14 protein-coding genes are annotated in these 15,253 nt (G+C 60.1%); 3 read left to right on the top strand and 11 right to left on the bottom strand.

Features of this window, described 5'->3' with window-relative positions; genetic code table 11:
* Window positions 1-117 precede the first annotated feature (117 nt).
* From ccoP (AC07ZE_RS09695) to ccoN (AC07ZE_RS09730), 8 genes are all read right to left on the bottom strand, one after another.
* Window positions 118-1,101 carry a cytochrome-c oxidase, cbb3-type subunit III gene (ccoP, locus tag AC07ZE_RS09695; RefSeq protein ID WP_207263748.1) on the bottom strand — a complete coding sequence of 328 codons (984 nt, stop codon included), beginning with the start codon at window positions 1,099-1,101 and terminating at the stop codon, window positions 118-120.
* Window positions 1,098-1,283, bottom strand: a complete 186-nt coding sequence (locus AC07ZE_RS09700) for a CcoQ/FixQ family Cbb3-type cytochrome c oxidase assembly chaperone (RefSeq protein WP_003175465.1) — start codon at window positions 1,281-1,283, stop codon at window positions 1,098-1,100. The genes ccoP (AC07ZE_RS09695) and AC07ZE_RS09700 overlap by 4 nt, the downstream gene beginning before the upstream one ends.
* Window positions 1,284-1,288: 5 nt before the next feature.
* The gene (gene ccoO / locus AC07ZE_RS09705; RefSeq protein WP_095197330.1) at window positions 1,289-1,897 is read right to left on the bottom strand and encodes a cytochrome-c oxidase, cbb3-type subunit II; all 609 of its coding nucleotides are present in this window, start codon (window positions 1,895-1,897) and stop codon (window positions 1,289-1,291) included.
* The gene (gene ccoN / locus AC07ZE_RS09710) at window positions 1,897-3,339 is read right to left on the bottom strand and encodes a cytochrome-c oxidase, cbb3-type subunit I (RefSeq protein ID WP_095197331.1); all 1,443 of its coding nucleotides are present in this window, start codon (window positions 3,337-3,339) and stop codon (window positions 1,897-1,899) included. The genes ccoO (AC07ZE_RS09705) and ccoN (AC07ZE_RS09710) overlap by 1 nt, the downstream gene beginning before the upstream one ends.
* Window positions 3,340-3,831: 492 nt before the next feature.
* The gene (ccoP, locus tag AC07ZE_RS09715) at window positions 3,832-4,788 is read right to left on the bottom strand and encodes a cytochrome-c oxidase, cbb3-type subunit III (RefSeq protein WP_207263750.1); all 957 of its coding nucleotides are present in this window, start codon (window positions 4,786-4,788) and stop codon (window positions 3,832-3,834) included.
* The gene (locus AC07ZE_RS09720; protein ID WP_207263752.1) at window positions 4,785-4,988 is read right to left on the bottom strand and encodes a cbb3-type cytochrome oxidase subunit 3; all 204 of its coding nucleotides are present in this window, start codon (window positions 4,986-4,988) and stop codon (window positions 4,785-4,787) included. Before AC07ZE_RS09720 ends, ccoP (AC07ZE_RS09715) begins: the two co-directional genes overlap by 4 nt.
* A gap of 3 nt (window positions 4,989-4,991) precedes the next feature.
* Window positions 4,992-5,600 (bottom strand): cytochrome-c oxidase, cbb3-type subunit II, encoded by a 609-nt coding sequence (gene ccoO, locus AC07ZE_RS09725; protein WP_207263754.1) that lies wholly within the window; start codon window positions 5,598-5,600, stop codon window positions 4,992-4,994.
* Between the two features lie 10 nt (window positions 5,601-5,610).
* Entirely contained in the window at window positions 5,611-7,035 is a 1,425-nt protein-coding gene (gene ccoN, locus AC07ZE_RS09730) for a cytochrome-c oxidase, cbb3-type subunit I (protein ID WP_207263756.1), read from the bottom strand.
* Between the two features lie 86 nt (window positions 7,036-7,121).
* Here ccoN (AC07ZE_RS09730) and AC07ZE_RS09735 point away from each other — a divergent pair, with 86 nt between their 5' ends.
* The gene (locus tag AC07ZE_RS09735) at window positions 7,122-7,799 is read left to right on the top strand and encodes an alpha/beta family hydrolase (RefSeq protein ID WP_207263758.1); all 678 of its coding nucleotides are present in this window, start codon (window positions 7,122-7,124) and stop codon (window positions 7,797-7,799) included.
* A gap of 203 nt (window positions 7,800-8,002) precedes the next feature.
* Here AC07ZE_RS09735 and AC07ZE_RS09740 read toward each other — a convergent pair whose 3' ends face one another.
* From AC07ZE_RS09740 to acnA, 3 genes are all read right to left on the bottom strand, one after another.
* Entirely contained in the window at window positions 8,003-9,568 is a 1,566-nt protein-coding gene (locus AC07ZE_RS09740; protein WP_207263759.1) for a methyl-accepting chemotaxis protein, read from the bottom strand.
* Between the two features lie 104 nt (window positions 9,569-9,672).
* Window positions 9,673-10,464, bottom strand: a complete 792-nt coding sequence (locus AC07ZE_RS09745) for a CPBP family intramembrane glutamic endopeptidase (protein WP_207263761.1) — start codon at window positions 10,462-10,464, stop codon at window positions 9,673-9,675.
* Window positions 10,465-10,704: 240 nt separating this feature from the next.
* Window positions 10,705-13,446 (bottom strand): aconitate hydratase AcnA, encoded by a 2,742-nt coding sequence (acnA, locus tag AC07ZE_RS09750; RefSeq protein ID WP_207263763.1) that lies wholly within the window; start codon window positions 13,444-13,446, stop codon window positions 10,705-10,707.
* 222 nt (window positions 13,447-13,668) lie between these two features.
* Here acnA and rlmM point away from each other — a divergent pair, with 222 nt between their 5' ends.
* Together rlmM and tusA are read left to right on the top strand one after the other, a co-directional pair.
* A complete protein-coding gene (gene rlmM / locus AC07ZE_RS09755) occupies window positions 13,669-14,742 on the top strand; it encodes a 23S rRNA (cytidine(2498)-2'-O)-methyltransferase RlmM (RefSeq protein WP_207263765.1) in 1,074 nt (357 codons plus the stop codon).
* 183 nt (window positions 14,743-14,925) lie between these two features.
* Entirely contained in the window at window positions 14,926-15,177 is a 252-nt protein-coding gene (gene tusA, locus AC07ZE_RS09760) for a sulfurtransferase TusA (RefSeq protein WP_404940861.1), read from the top strand.
* The last annotated feature ends 76 nt before the right edge of the window (window positions 15,178-15,253 follow it).

Genomic DNA, 15,253 nt, shown 5'->3' on the forward strand with positions numbered 1-15,253 from the left:
ATCAATTGACTTGTGAATTATGGACGGTTTTGCGTTGGCTGGCTCAATCGCTCAAACAAAACGGCCCCGCCAATTCCCATTGGTGGGGCCGTTTTTTTGTTGCATCAAGCGTTTGCCTTACTGGGCACCTTCCGCCGGAGCCTTCTCGCCGTGAGACAGGCTGTAGACGTAAGCGGCCAGCAGGTGAACCTTGTCGTTGCCCTGCATTTGCTCTTGCGCAGGCATCTGGCCCTGACGGCCGTAACGGATGGTCTGCTGCAGTTGAGCGAAGCTCGAACCGTAGATGAACGCGCCAGGGTGGGTCAGGTCAGGAGCCCCCATGGCTGGGGTGCCTTTGCCCTGCGGACCGTGGCAAGCCACGCAGTTGGCAGCGAACAGCTTCTGGCCGGCAACCGGGTCAGCTTTGGCGCCTTCCGGCAGCTTGCGGCCGTCGAGGTTGGTCAGGACAAAAGCAGCAACGTCGCTGACGCCTTGCTCGCCGATCACTTCAGCCCACGCCGGCATGACCGCGTGACGGCCGCCCATGATGGTGGCCTTGATGGTTTCCGCCTCGCCGCCCCAACGCCAGTCGGCGTCGGTCAGGTTAGGGAAGCCGTAAGCGCCCTTGGCATCGGAACCGTGGCAGACCGAGCAGTTGGAGGCGAACAGGCGGCCACCCATCTTCAGGGCTTGCGGGTCTTTGGCCACTTCTTCGATTGGCATGGAAGCGAACTTGGCGAAGATCGGACCGAACTTGGCGTCCGAACGGGCCATTTCCTTTTCCCACTCGTGAACACCGGTCCAGCCGGTCTGGCCGTTGGCGAACGCGGTCTGCTTCTCGTTGTCCAGGTAGTTGTAACCTGGCAGCAGGCCTTTCCAGTTGCCCAGGCCCGGGTACAACACCAGGTAACCCAGGGCGAAAATGATGGTGCCCACGAACAGCATGAACCACCATTTCGGCAGCGGGTTGTCGTACTCCTCGATCCCGTCGAAGGAGTGCCCAACCGTCTCTTCGGTGGACTCGGTGCGCTGGCCCTTGCGGGTCGACAGCAGCAGCCAGGTCAGGGAAAAGATCGTACCGAGACTGAGGACTGTGACGTACAGACTCCAGAATGTAGTCATTCTTTGTTACTCCTAGAAGCTTGCTCGACGTGCTTGATGGCTTCGGGATCATCCGCGAAAGGCAGCAAGGTCGCGTCTTCAAACTCCGACTTGCGCTTGGGGCTGAACACCCACAAGGCCAGACCGATAAAGGCAACCATCACGACAACGGTGCCCAGGCCACGAATCATCCCGATATCCATTTAGATCACCGTTTGCTTTTGATGATGGTGCCCAGGCCTTGCAGATAGGCCACCAGCGCGTCCATTTCGGTTTTGCCCTTCACGGCATCCTTGGCACCGGCGATGTCTTCGTCGGTGTAAGGGACGCCGAGCGCGCGCAAGACTTCCATTTTCTTCGCGGTGTCTTTGCCATCGAGCTTGTTTTCCACGAGGAACGGGTAGGCCGGCATTTTCGATTCGGGCACCACGTTGCGCGGGTTGTACAAGTGCGCACGCTGCCAGTCATCGGAGTAGCGACCGCCGACACGGGCCAGGTCCGGACCGGTACGCTTGGAACCCCACAGGAACGGGTGGTCCCAGACGCTTTCACCGGCGACCGAGTAGTGGCCGTAACGTTCGGTTTCAGCACGGAACGGGCGGATCATCTGCGAGTGGCAGCTGACGCAACCGTTGGCGATGTAGATATCGCGGCCTTCCAGTTCAAGGGCGGAGCGAGGCTTCATGCCTTCGACCGGCTTGTTGGTGACGTCCTGGAAAAACAGCGGAACGATCTGGGTCAGGCCGCCGACGCTGACGGCGATGACCATGAAGAAGGCCAGCAGGCCAATGTTCTTCTCGACTGCTTCATGCTTCATCAGTGAGCTCCAACTACAGCGATCTGTTCGGCGGCTTCGGCTTCAGCCGGATTCGAGGCGCGTACGGTGCGGTACACGTTGTAGGCCATGAACAGCATGCCGGCGGCGAAGAACGCACCGCCCAGGGCGCGGACGATGAAACCAGGGTGGCTGGCTTGCAGCGCTTCGACGAACGAGTAGGTGAGGGTGCCGTCATCGTTGATTGCACGCCACATCAGGCCTTGGGTGATGCCGTTTACCCACATCGAAGCGATGTACAGGACGGTACCGATGGTGGCCAGCCAGAAGTGCGTGTTGATCAGACCGACGCTGTGCATCTGTGCACGACCGAACAGTTTCGGGATCATGTGGTAGATCGCGCCGATCGAAATCATCGCTACCCAGCCCAGGGCGCCGGCGTGTACGTGGCCGATGGTCCAGTCGGTGTAGTGCGACAGCGAGTTCACGGTCTTGATCGCCATCATCGGGCCTTCGAAGGTCGACATGCCGTAGAAAGCCAGGGAAACGACCAGGAAGCGCAGGATCGGGTCGGTGCGCAGCTTATGCCAGGCGCCCGACAGGGTCATCATGCCGTTGATCATGCCGCCCCAGCTCGGTGCCAGCAGGATGATCGACATCGCCATGCCCAAGGACTGGGCCCAGTCCGGCAGAGCGGTGTAGTGCAGGTGGTGCGGACCTGCCCAGATGTACAGGGTGATCAGCGCCCAGAAGTGCACGATCGACAGGCGATAGGAATAGATCGGACGCTCGGCCTGTTTCGGCACGAAGTAGTACATCATCCCCAGGAAGCCGGTGGTCAGGAAGAAGCCTACGGCGTTGTGGCCGTACCACCACTGGATCATCGCGTCGGTCGCACCCGAGTAGGCCGAGTACGACTTGAAGAAACTGACGGGCAGGGAAGCGTGGTTGACGATGTGCAGCATCGCCGTCACGACGATGAAGGCACCGTAGAACCAGTTGCCCACATAGATGTGCTTGGTCTTGCGCTTGACGATGGTGCCGAAGAACACCAGACCGTAAGTGACCCAGACGATGGCCAGCAGAATAGCCAAGGGCCATTCCAGCTCAGCGTATTCCTTGGTGGTGGTGTAACCCAGCGGCAAGGTAACGATGGCGCCGACGATCACCGCTTGCCAACCCCAGAAGGTGAAGGCGGCGAGGCTGTCGGAAATCAGTCGCGTTTGGCAGGTTCGCTGCACGACGTAGTAGGAAGTGGCAAACAGTGCGCATCCACCGAAGGCGAAAATCACCAGGTTTGTGTGCAACGGGCGCAGGCGTCCAAAGCTCGTCCAGGGCAGACCGAAGTTCAATTCCGGCCAGACCAGTTGAGAGGCGATGAAGACACCGAGCCCCATGCCAAGGATCCCCCAGACCACCGTCATGATGGCGAACTGGCGGACTACCTTATAGTTATAAGCAGTCGGACTGATTGCTGTGCTCATTCTAAGGTTCCACGGTTTGGGTGTTTTATTAGGATTAAAAATCGGCCGCAAGTATGTAGAAAGCGTAGGGTCATTGCAACGCGCCATGACCTGGGTCAATGCGTTCAAATGCTGATTCTGCGGCCTTTCCATGCGCCGCGTAAGGACAAAATCGGCCGCGGACAAAACGTCCCGGAAAACTGATCAGGCGAGGGGGTCAGGTCGGATGTAACGGGGTGTGTTCAAACACAACGATTGAGTGACCGAGGGCAATTAGCGCGACAGCCGGTATCCACCAGCCTTTGCGGCCTGTCATCGGGCAGATTCGTCGAACACATCGTTCAGGGTCGACCTGGAACCGGCACTGGCCAGTCCGCATCGCAGGAAGCTTAGACCCGAATCCGGGGAACCGAAAGGCAGACTCATGGAGGGTGCGACAAAAAGAAGCAGCTGCAAGCCGCAAGCTACAAGCTCCAAGTTAGAGCTCGTAGCTTGCGGTTTGTGCTTTTGCTCTTACTTGTCGCTTGTAGCTTGAAGCTTGCCGCTCAGCTGCTCATCACCTTTTGAAAGGCTGAACACGTAAGCCGCGAGCAGTTGCACCTTATCGTTACCGAGCAGTTCGCTCTGCGCCGGCATATGACCCTGGCGACCATGGCGGATGGTCTGTTCAAGCTGGGTCAGGCTGGTGCCGTAGATGAAACCGGCCGGGTGCGTCAGGTTCGGCGCGCCCATGGCTTCAGTACCTTGGCCGTTCGCCCCGTGACAGGCGACGCAGGTGGTGCTGAACGCTTGCTGCCCCGCTTGCAGGTCGGCCCCGCTGTCCGCAGGCAGAGGAAGGCCAGCCAGTTGGTGGCGCACATAAGCCGCGACGTTTTTCACACCGGCCTCGCCGAGGACTTCCCCCCAGGCCGGCATCGCCGCCATGCGCCCGCCCATGATGGTGGTCTTGATGGTTTCGGCGTTGCCGCCCCAGCGCCAGTCACTGTCCGCCAGGTTGGGGAAGCCGAATGCTCCCTTGGCGTCCGAGCCATGGCATACCGAGCAGTTGGAGGCGAACAGACGACCGCCCATTTTCAGTGCTTGTGGGTCCTTGGCCACTTCCTCCACTGGCATGGCGGCGAATTTGGCAAAGATCGGTCCGAACTTCGCGTCCGCCTTGTCCATCTCCTTTTCCCATTCGTGCACGCCGGTCCAGCCGTTGTCGTAACCGGGCAGGATGCCTTTCCAGTTGCCCAGGCCCGGATAGAGAATCAAATAGCCGACGGAGAACACCAAGGTGCCGGCGAATAGCATGAACCACCATTGCGGCAATGGGTTGTCGTATTCCTCGATGCCGTCAAAGCTGTGGCCCATGGTCTGGTCGACGCTGCCCTTGGTTTCGCCCCGGCGGGTGCCGATCAGCAACCAGGTCAGGCCGATAAGGCTGCCGATGGTCAGTACGCAGATCCACGTACTCCAGAAGGTGGTCATGGCCGGGTACTCCTTGCGGCGGTTTCTTGTTGAGGGCTGCTTTGCGAGGGCGGCTCGTCGGCGAACGGCAGCAGGCGTGCTTCGGCGAATTCCGGGCCGCGCTTGCCGTTGAACACCCACAGGGTCAGGCCGACGAAGGCCACGAACACCACGACCGTGCCCAGGCCGCGGATCATGCCAGTACTGACTTCAAAGACCATGTGTCACCTCTTGCTCTTGATCGCAGTGCCGAGCACTTGCAGGTAGGCGACCAGTGCGTCCATCTCGGTCTTGCCCTTGAGTGATTCGGTCGCGCCCGCAATGTCTTCATCGCTGTAGGGCACGCCCAGCGTACGCATGGCCTTGAGCTTGGTTTCGGTATGGCTGCTGTCGACCTGATTGGCCACCAGCCACGGGTAGGCGGGCATTTTCGATTCCGGTACCACGTTGCGCGGGTTGTACAAATGCGCGCGGTGCCAGTCATCCGAGTAGCGCGCGCCGACCCGCGCCAGGTCCGGCCCGGTGCGTTTGGAGCCCCAGAGGAACGGGTGATCCCAGACGCTTTCGCCTGCCACCGAGTAGTGACCGTAACGTTCGGTCTCGGCGCGAAACGGGCGGATCATCTGCGAGTGGCAACCGACGCAGCCTTCGCGGATATAGATGTCGCGACCTTCGAGTTGCAGCGCGGTGTACGGCTTCATGCCTTCCACCGGTTTATTGGTCACGTCCTGAAAGAACAGCGGGACGATCTGGGTCAAGCCACCGATGCTCACGGCGAAGACCATCAGCAACATCAGCAGGCCGACGTTTTTCTCGATTGTTTCGTGTTTCATGGCGGACTCCTCAGGCCATCTGCGCGGCAGCGGCGACTTCAGCAGGCTGCGAAGCCCGCACGGTGCGCCAGGTGTTGTAAGCCATCAGCAACATGCCGCTGAGGAAGATCGCCCCGCCCACCAGCCGCACGACGAAGCCCGGGTGGCTGGCCACCAGGGTTTCGACGAAGGAGTAAGTCAGCGTGCCGTCTTCGTTCACCGCGCGCCACATCAAGCCCTGGGCGATACCGTTGACCCACATCGAAGCGATGTAGAGAACGGTGCCGATGGTGGCGAGCCAGAAGTGCGCGTTGATCAGGCCGATGCTGTGCATCTGCTCACGGCCGAAGACTTTCGGGATCATGTGGTACAGCGCGCCGATGGAAATCATCGCCACCCAGCCGAGCGCGCCAGCGTGAACGTGGCCGATGGTCCAGTCGGTGTAGTGGGAGAGGGCGTTGACGGTCTTGATCGCCATCATCGGCCCTTCGAAGGTCGACATGCCGTAAAACGCCAGGGAGACCACGAGGAAGCGCAGGATCGGGTCGCTGCGCAATTTATGCCAGGCACCCGACAGGGTCATCATGCCGTTGATCATGCCGCCCCAGCTCGGCGCCAGCAGGATCAGCGACATCACCATGCCCAGCGACTGTGCCCAGTCAGGTAGCGCGGTGTAGTGCAGGTGGTGGGGACCTGCCCAGATGTACAGGGTGATCAGCGCCCAGAAGTGCACGATCGACAGGCGATAGGAGTACACCGGGCGTTCGGCCTGCTTGGGCACGAAGTAATACATCATGCCGAGGAAACCGGCCGTGAGGAAAAAGCCCACGGCGTTGTGGCCGTACCACCACTGCACCATGGCGTCGGTCGCACCGGCATAGAGCGAGTAGGACTTGGTAAAACTCACCGGCAACTCAAGGTTGTTGACGATGTGCAGGATGGCGACAGTAATGATGAACCCGCCGAAGAACCAGTTACCGACGTAGATGTGCTTGGTCTTGCGCTGCATCACCGTGCCGAAGAACACGATGGCGTATGCGACCCAGACGATGGTGATCAGGATGTCGATCGGCCATTCCAGCTCGGCGTATTCCTTGGAACTGGTGTAGCCCAACGGCAGGCTGATAGCCGCCAGCAGGATCACAAGTTGCCAGCCCCAGAAACAGAACGCGGCAACTGCGGGAGCATATAAGCGGGTCTGGCAAGTCCTTTGTACGGAGTACAACGAACTGGCGAACAAGGCGCAGCCGCCGAAAGCGAAGATCACCGCGTTGGTGTGCAGCGGGCGCAAACGCCCGAAACTGGTCCAGGGCAAATTGAAGTTGAGTTCGGGCCAGACCAACTGGGCGGCGAGAAAAACCCCGAGCCCCATGCCGACGATGCCCCACACCACCGTCATAATGGCGAATTGGCGGACCACCTTGTAGTTGTAGGCGGTACTGATAGAAGTGTTCATGGTTCCCCATCCACGGTTCAGCCGAAGGAAGCGCCGGCAGCGCACCCTTCGCCTGGAGTTATAGGCAGACTAAAAGCGAGGCAAGCATGGACAAACAGCACAAGGCCGGTATTGACGGGGATCAATGGGCGCGGTGCGTGCAGGATCATGGATGGTTATGGAATGCCGCCGTGGCGCCGGCGTCGGCGACGCTGATCCTCGCCCATGGCGCCGGCGCACCTATGGACAGTGGCTGGATGAACGACATGGCTGCACGCCTCGCGGCGCTTGGCGTCAATGTGTTGCGCTTTGAGTTTGCGTACATGGCGCAACGGCGTGTTGACGGCGGCAAGCGCCCACCCAATCCGGCACCGAAGCTGCTTGAATGCTGGCGCGAGGTGTATGCCGAGGTGCGACGCCATGTCGCCGGGCCGCTGGCCATCGGCGGCAAGTCCATGGGCGGGCGGATGGCCAGTTTGCTGGCGGATGAATTAGGCGTCGATGCGCTGGTGTGCCTGGGCTATCCGTTTTATGCGGTGGGCAAGCCCGAGAAACCCCGGGTCGAGCATTTGGCCGGATTGAAGACGCGGACGTTGATCGTGCAGGGCGAGCGGGATGCGTTGGGCAATCGCCAGGCGGTGGAAGGGTATGTGTTATCGCCGAATATCGAGGTGTTCTGGCTGGTGGCGGGGGATCATGATTTGAAGCCGTTGAAGGTTTCGGGGTTTACGCATGAACAGCATCTGGCGGCTGCGGCGAGCAAGGTTGCAGCATTTCTCCATTGAGATTTGCGGTGCCGGTCATGGCCTCTTCGCGGGCAAGCCTGCTCCCACAGTGATTGGCGGTGTTGCGCTGTTTTGTGATCAATGCAGAACCCTGTGGGAGCGGGCTCGCCCGCGATGAGGCCCGAACAGACAACATCACTTTAAGACTGGCAATAAAAAACCCGGAGGTTTTCACCGTCCGGGTTATTTATTTACAGCATCGATCAGCGGTTAAACCGCTCCACCAACGAATACTGGGTATTCGCGGTTTTGGTCAGCTCTTCACTCAACAAAGCCGAGTTCTGCGCCTGTTCCGAAGTCTGGTCAGCCAGTTCGGAAATGTTGCTGATATTGCGGCTGATTTCTTCGGCCACGGCACTTTGCTCTTCGGTCGCGGCAGCGATCTGGGTGGTCATGTCGGTGATGTTGGCCACCGCTTCGCTGATCCCCACCAGTGCCTGATCCGCTTCCAGTACCCGAGCCACACCTTCTTCAGCCTGGCGATGCCCGGCTTCCATGGTTTGCACCGCCGTCCCGGCGGTCTGCTGCAGCTTGGCGATCAGCGCATGAATCTGACCAGTGGATTCACTGGTGCGTTGTGCCAGTTGCCGTACTTCATCAGCCACGACCGCAAAGCCGCGCCCCATCTCACCGGCACGGGCCGCTTCGATGGCGGCGTTGAGCGCCAGCAAGTTGGTCTGGTCGGCGATGCCCTTGATCACATCGACCACGCCACCGATTTCATCGCTGTCCTTGGCCAGTTGGGTCACGGTCAGACCGGTTTCCCCGACCACTACCGACAGGCGCTGAATGGCTTCGCGGGTCTCCCCGGCGATATCACGACCACGCCCGGTCAGGCGATTGGCTTCCTGAGTCGCATCGGCGGTGCGCTGCACATGGCTGGCAACTTCCTGCGTGGTGGCGGCCATCTGATTGACGGCGGTGGCTACTTGCTCGGTTTCGACGCGTTGGCGTTCCAGGCCAGTGGAGCTGTTGTGTGCCAGGGCATCGGACTGTTTCGCCTGATCGGTGAGGTGTTCGGCGGTGTCCTGCAGGCGGGTCAGGCAGGTTTTCAGGCGCGCTTCCTGACTGAGGATCGACATCTCCAGGCGCGCCTGGGCGCCGCGGCTGTCGGTGTACATCTGCGCGATCAATGGGTCGGACGTGGTTTGCTCGGCCAGCCGCAACAAACGCTTGATGCCGCGTTGCTGCCAGCTCAGGCCCATCAGGCCAAGCGGCACCGAAAGGCCGGCGGCCAAAGCAAATCCCCATTGGGAATTGAGCGAGGCACCGATCATGAAGCTCAACTGGCTGACCAGAATGAATGGCAGCCAGTCCTGCAGGACCGGCAACCATTTGTCGGTGGCGGGAACGGCCGGCTTGCCCTGGTTGATGCGTTGGTAGAGCGCTTCGGCACGGCGGATCTGTTCGGCGGAGGGTTTGACCCGCACCGACTCGTAACCGATCACCTGATTGCTTTCGAAGATCGGCGTCACATAGGCGTTGACCCAATAGTGGTCACCGGTCTTGCAGCGATTCTTGACAATACCCATCCATGGCAAGCCTTGTTTCAGTGTCGCCCACATGTGTGCGAACACCGCGGCCGGAACGTCGGGGTGACGCACCAGGTTGTGCGGCGCACGGATCAGTTCCTCACGAGAAAACCCGCTGATCTCGACGAAGGCGTCGTTGCAGTAGGTGATCATGCCCTTGGCATCAGTGGTGGAAATCAACCGTTGCTGGGCCGGGAAGGTCCGCTCGCGTTGTGTAATTGGCTGGTTGTTACGCATGGCTTTTTAATCCGCAAGGCTTTCAAGTGCTCTATCGGCATCCATTGCGATTTGTTGAGATTATTTTTCGGTAATCAGTTATGCGTCGCAAAATGACCCTTGCGTCAGCTGGCAAGCATCGGATAAGTGAACAGGCTGAAATGCAGCAGATTCAAACCGAAATGCGTGGCGATGGCCGCCGCCAGCCCACCGAAGCGGTAAGCCAGGCCATAACCGATACCGGCCAGACTCGCCAGCAATATCCATTGCCAGCCGGCACCCACATGCGCCAGGCCGAACACCAGCGAAGCGAGCAGCAGGGCGAGGTTTTCGCCATAAGGCAGGTGGCCCAGGCATCGGCTCAAGCCGCCCTGGATATAGCCGCGGAACAACGCTTCCTCGACCAGCGTCACCAGCAACAGATTGTTGAGCAGCCACAGCCAGGCCTGCTCCGGCCATTTCGGCGCCCAATCGATGACATTCAGCACCAGCGCACCGCCCAGGGCCAACACGGCGCTCAGGATCAGTGCCAGGGCGGTGGCATACAGGAACAGCCGCAGCGAGCGCCGGCCGACGATCCATGGACAGACCAGCAGCAGCCAGAAACCGATCAGGGGTTTGTCCAGATTCAGGTACATGGAAAACGGCACGGCGTCAGCGGTGAAACGTTGCGGGTCAATGACGCGGCCGTTGTAGAAACCGGGTAGCCAGTGTGTCGCCAAGGCCAGGGCCAGCACGATGAACAGACCGTGGCCCAGGTAGCGGCCCAGTGGAAGTGTTTGCTGGCGAACGGAGAAACCGGCAATCAGTAACAGCGCGACGGAGATCGTGGTGAACCCGCCAAGGTGGCCGTAAGCCAGCGCCATGCCGTAGCCGAGGGAGAGGAGGGCCAGGTGGGTCCATGGCAGAGTCAGCATTGAATATCCTTGTATCTGAAATTCTACGGTTTACCTCGGTCCATTGTAGGAGCGGGCTTGCTCGCGAAGGCGGCGTGTCAGTCGACTCAAATGCTGAATGGCATACCGTATTCGCGAGCAAGCCCGCTCCCACAGTGGTTATATGTTGTGCATGACACCGTGAGCATAAGGTTGGCGATTGTTAGGTCTAGCGCTCAATCAAAAACACCGCCCGAAGGCGATGTCGTTGTCAGCGTTAAATTACGAGGCAATCAACTGCCTTAACACGTAATGCAAAATCCCTCCCGACTTGAAGTACTCCACTTCATTGAGCGTATCGATTCGGCACAGCACTTCGACTTTCTCCTGGGTACCGTTTTCACGGGTGATGACCAGGGTCAGGTTCATCCGTGGCGTCAGTTCGACGCCGGTCAACCCGAGGATGGCCAGGGTTTCAGTGCCTCTGAGATTCAGCGTCTTGCGGTTTTGGTCAAGTTTGAATTGCAGCGGCAGCACGCCCATGCCCACCAGGTTGGAGCGGTGAATGCGCTCGAAACTCTCGGCAATCACCGCTTTGACGCCCAGCAGATTAGTGCCCTTGGCCGCCCAGTCACGGCTCGAACCGGTGCCGTATTCTTGCCCGGCGATCACCACCAGCGGTGTGCCTGCAGCCTGATAGCGCATGGCCGCATCATAGATCGCCAGTTTCTCCCCGGTCGGGATGTAGAGCGTGTTGCCGCCTTCTTCACCACCTAGCATTTCATTGCGAATGCGGATATTGGCGAAGGTGCCGCGCATCATCACTTCGTGGTTGCCGCGTCGAGAGCCATAGGAGTTGAAGTCCCGAGGCTCGACGCCTTTTTCCCGCAAGTAGTGACCCGCCGGGCTGTCAGCCTTGATGTTGCCGGCCGGGGAGATATGATCGGTGGTCACCGAATCGCCGAGCAGCGCAAGGATACGGGCACCGGTCACGTCCTTGACCACCGGTGGCGGTCCGCCGATGTCATCGAAGAACGGTGGATGCTGGATGTAAGTCGAATCCGCCTGCCAGACGTAGGTGGCCGCTTGCGGTACTTCAATGGCCTGCCATTGTTCGTCGCCAGCAAAGACTTCGGCATACTCCTTGTGGAACATGGCGGTGTTGACCTGGTCCACGGCATTGGCGATTTCCTGGCTGCTTGGCCAGATGTCGCGCAGGTAAACCAGGTTGCCGTTCTGATCCTCGCCCAAGGGCTCGCGACTGAGGTCGATGCGTACGGTACCGGCCAGCGCATAAGCAACCACCAGCGGCGGTGAGGCCAGCCAGTTGGTTTTTACCAGTGGATGGACCCGGCCTTCGAAGTTACGGTTACCCGACAGCACGGAAGCTACGGTCAAATCGGCTTTCTGGATGGCTTTTTCGATCGGTTCCGGCAGGGGGCCGGAGTTGCCGATACAGGTGGTGCAGCCATAACCGACCAGGGCAAAGCCCAGTTCGTCGAGGTATTGCGTCAGTCCAGCCGCCTTGTAGTAGTCGGTGACCACTTTCGAGCCTGGGGCCAGCGAACTTTTCACCCAGGGTTTACGGCGCAGGCCTTTTTCCACGGCTTTCTTCGCCACCAGGCCGGCGGCCATCATCACGCTTGGGTTGGACGTGTTGGTGCAGGACGTAATCGCCGCAATCACCACCGCGCCGTTTTTCAGCCGCACCGTTTGCCCTTCAAAGTCGTAGTCCACTTCACCGGCCAGATCGGCGTTACCCACCGCGACACCGCCCCCGCCCTCGCTTTCAAGGCGACCTTCTTCCTTGCTGGTGGGCTTGACCTGCAGGCCGATGAAGTCGCTGAACGCTTGCGCGACATTCGGCAGCGAAACCCGGTCCTGCGGGCGTTTCGGTCCGGCAAGGCTGGCTTCGACGCTGGCCATGTCCAGCGCCAGGCTGTCGGTGAATATCGGCTCTTTGCCCGGCAAGCGCCACAGGCCTTGCGCCTTGCTGTAGGCCTCGACCAATTTCACGGTTTCGAGAGGGCGGCCGGACAGACGCAGATACTCCAGTGTCACGTCGTCTACCGGGAAAAAGCCGCAGGTGGCGCCGTATTCCGGGGCCATGTTGGCGATGGTCGCGCGATCCGCCAGCGGCAGATCGGCGAGGCCGTCACCATAGAACTCGACGAATTTGCCGACCACGCCTTTCTTGCGCAGCATCTGCGTCACGGTCAGCACCAGGTCGGTGGCGGTGATGCCTTCCCTGAGTTTGCCGGTGAGTTTGAAGCCGATCACTTCTGGAATCAGCATCGACACCGGTTGGCCAAGCATCGCCGCTTCCGCCTCGATGCCGCCGACGCCCCAGCCGAGGACGCCAAGGCCATTGATCATGGTGGTGTGGGAGTCGGTGCCCACCAATGTGTCCGGGAAGGCATAGGTGCGGCCGTCCTCGTCCTTGGTCCAGACCGTGCGGCCCAGGTATTCCAGGTTCACCTGATGGCAGATACCGGTGCCCGGCGGCACCACGCTGAAATTGTCGAAGGCACTTTGGCCCCAGCGCAGGAACGCATAGCGTTCGCCATTGCGCTGCATTTCGATGTCGACGTTTTGTTCGAAGGCGCTGCTGGTGGCGAACTTGTCGACCATCACCGAGTGATCAATCACCAGGTCCACCGGCGACAGCGGGTTGATCCGTTGCGGGTTGCCGCCAGCCTTGGCCATCGCCGCACGCATCGCGGCCAGGTCAACCACGGCGGGCACGCCGGTGAAGTCCTGCATCAGCACCCGCGCCGGGCGGTACTGGATTTCGCGGTCGGAGCGACGCTCCTTGAGCCAGGCGGCAATCGCCCTGAGGTCGGCGCCGGTGACGGTTTTTTCATCCTCCCAGCGCAGCAGGTTTTCCAGCAGCACTTTCAACGACATCGGCAGCAGGTCCAGGTCGCCCAGGCTCTTGGCGGCATCCGGCAGGCTGAAATAGTGGTAGGTCTTGTTATCGACTTGCAGGGTTTTAAGGGTGTTCAAGCTATCGAGAGACGGCATTACGATCACTCCTTTACGTCCGCACGGCTACGGACTGAGGGGAACGGGCAGAGCATTAAACCTAGCCCTGTTTTAGGTAGCTGGCTAATAACTGGACTCTATCATTAAGTTCGAGGTTCCGAAGTCGGCTATCATGCGCCGGTTTTCGTGACAGGCTTTGCTCCAGCGCAAGTCTGGGCATCGCGCAGTGGCGAATGTCTCGCCATCTGCCCAGGAGTAAGAATGAACACCCTCTTTATGCATTGCCGGCCGGGCTTCGAAGGCGAAGTCTGTTCCGAGATTTCCGACCTCGCCGCACGGCTGAACGTGGCCGGTTATGCCAAGGCCAAGACCGCCAGCGCCTGCGCCGAGTTTGTCTGCACCGAAGAAGACGGCGCCGAACGCCTGATGCGCGGCCAGCGTTTCGATCAGTTGATCTTCCCGCGCCAATGGGCTCGCGGGATCTTTATCGACCTGCCGGAAACCGACCGCATCAGCGTGATCCTCGCGCACCTGGCGGACTTCCCGACCTGCGGCAGCCTGTGGCTGGAAATGGTCGACACCAACGATGGCAAGGAACTGTCGAACTTCTGCAAAAAGTTCGAAGTGCACCTGCGCAAGGCGCTGATAACCGCCGGCAAACTGGTGGAAGACGCCCATAAGCCGCGCCTGTTGCTAACCTTCAAGAGTGGTCGCGAAGTGTTCATGGGCCTGGCGGAGTCGAACAACTCGGCGATGTGGCCGATGGGCATTGCGCGTTTAAAGTTTCCGCGCGAGGCGCCCAGCCGTTCGACCCTTAAGCTGGAGGAGGCCTGGCACCACTTCATCCCGCGTGACCAGTGGGACGAGCGTCTGCACAGCGACATGACGGGCGTCGACCTGGGTGCCGCGCCCGGTGGCTGGACCTGGCAACTGGTCAATCGCGGCATGCTGGTGACGGCCATCGACAATGGCCCGATGGCCGAAAGCCTGATGGACACCGGTCTGGTACAGCATCTGATGGCCGACGGTTTTACCTTCAAGCCCAAGCAGCCTGTGGACTGGATGGTCTGCGACATCGTCGAGAAACCGGCGCGCAACGCCGCGATGCTGGAAGAGTGGATCGGCGAAGGCCATTGCCGCGAAGCCGTGGTCAACCTCAAATTGCCGATGAAACAGCGATATGCCGAAGTCAAGCGCCTGTTGGAGCGCATCGCCGACGGCTTCAAGGCGCGGGGCATTCGCGTGGAGATTGGTTGCAAGCAGCTGTACCACGACCGTGAAGAAGTGACCTGCCACCTTCGCCGGCTCGATGTGAAAAAGCCCAAGTCCCGCTGACACTCAGCGAATACCCTGTGGGAGCGAGCCTGCTCGCGAAAGCGTCCGGTCAGTCAGTATCTATGTTGGATGACACACCGCCTTCGCGAGCAGGCTCGCTCCCACAAGGGGGGCGGCGTAATGCCACAGATGACCGAACACCCGGCAATGCGCGACAATGCCGGCAAGTTTCAGGAGTGAATCATGAGCGAAATGACTGACACGCCGGTTGACGGCACCCTCGACGCCACCGGTCTCAATTGCCCGGAGCCCGTGATGATGCTGCACCAGCACATCCGCGACCTGGTGCCTGGCGGCCTGCTCAAGGTGATCGCCACCGACCCGTCGACCCGTCGCGACATCCCCAAGTTCTGTGTGTTTCTTGACCACGAACTGGTGGCGCAGCACGAAGATGCCGGTACCTACCTGTACTGGATTCGCAAGAAGTCCGATTAACAACAATGCAAAACATGTGGGAGCGAGCCTGCTCGCGAATGCGGTCTGTCAGTCACCCGTGAGGGCGTCTGACATG

Source organism: Pseudomonas sp. GW101-3H06 (assembly GCF_059424605.1).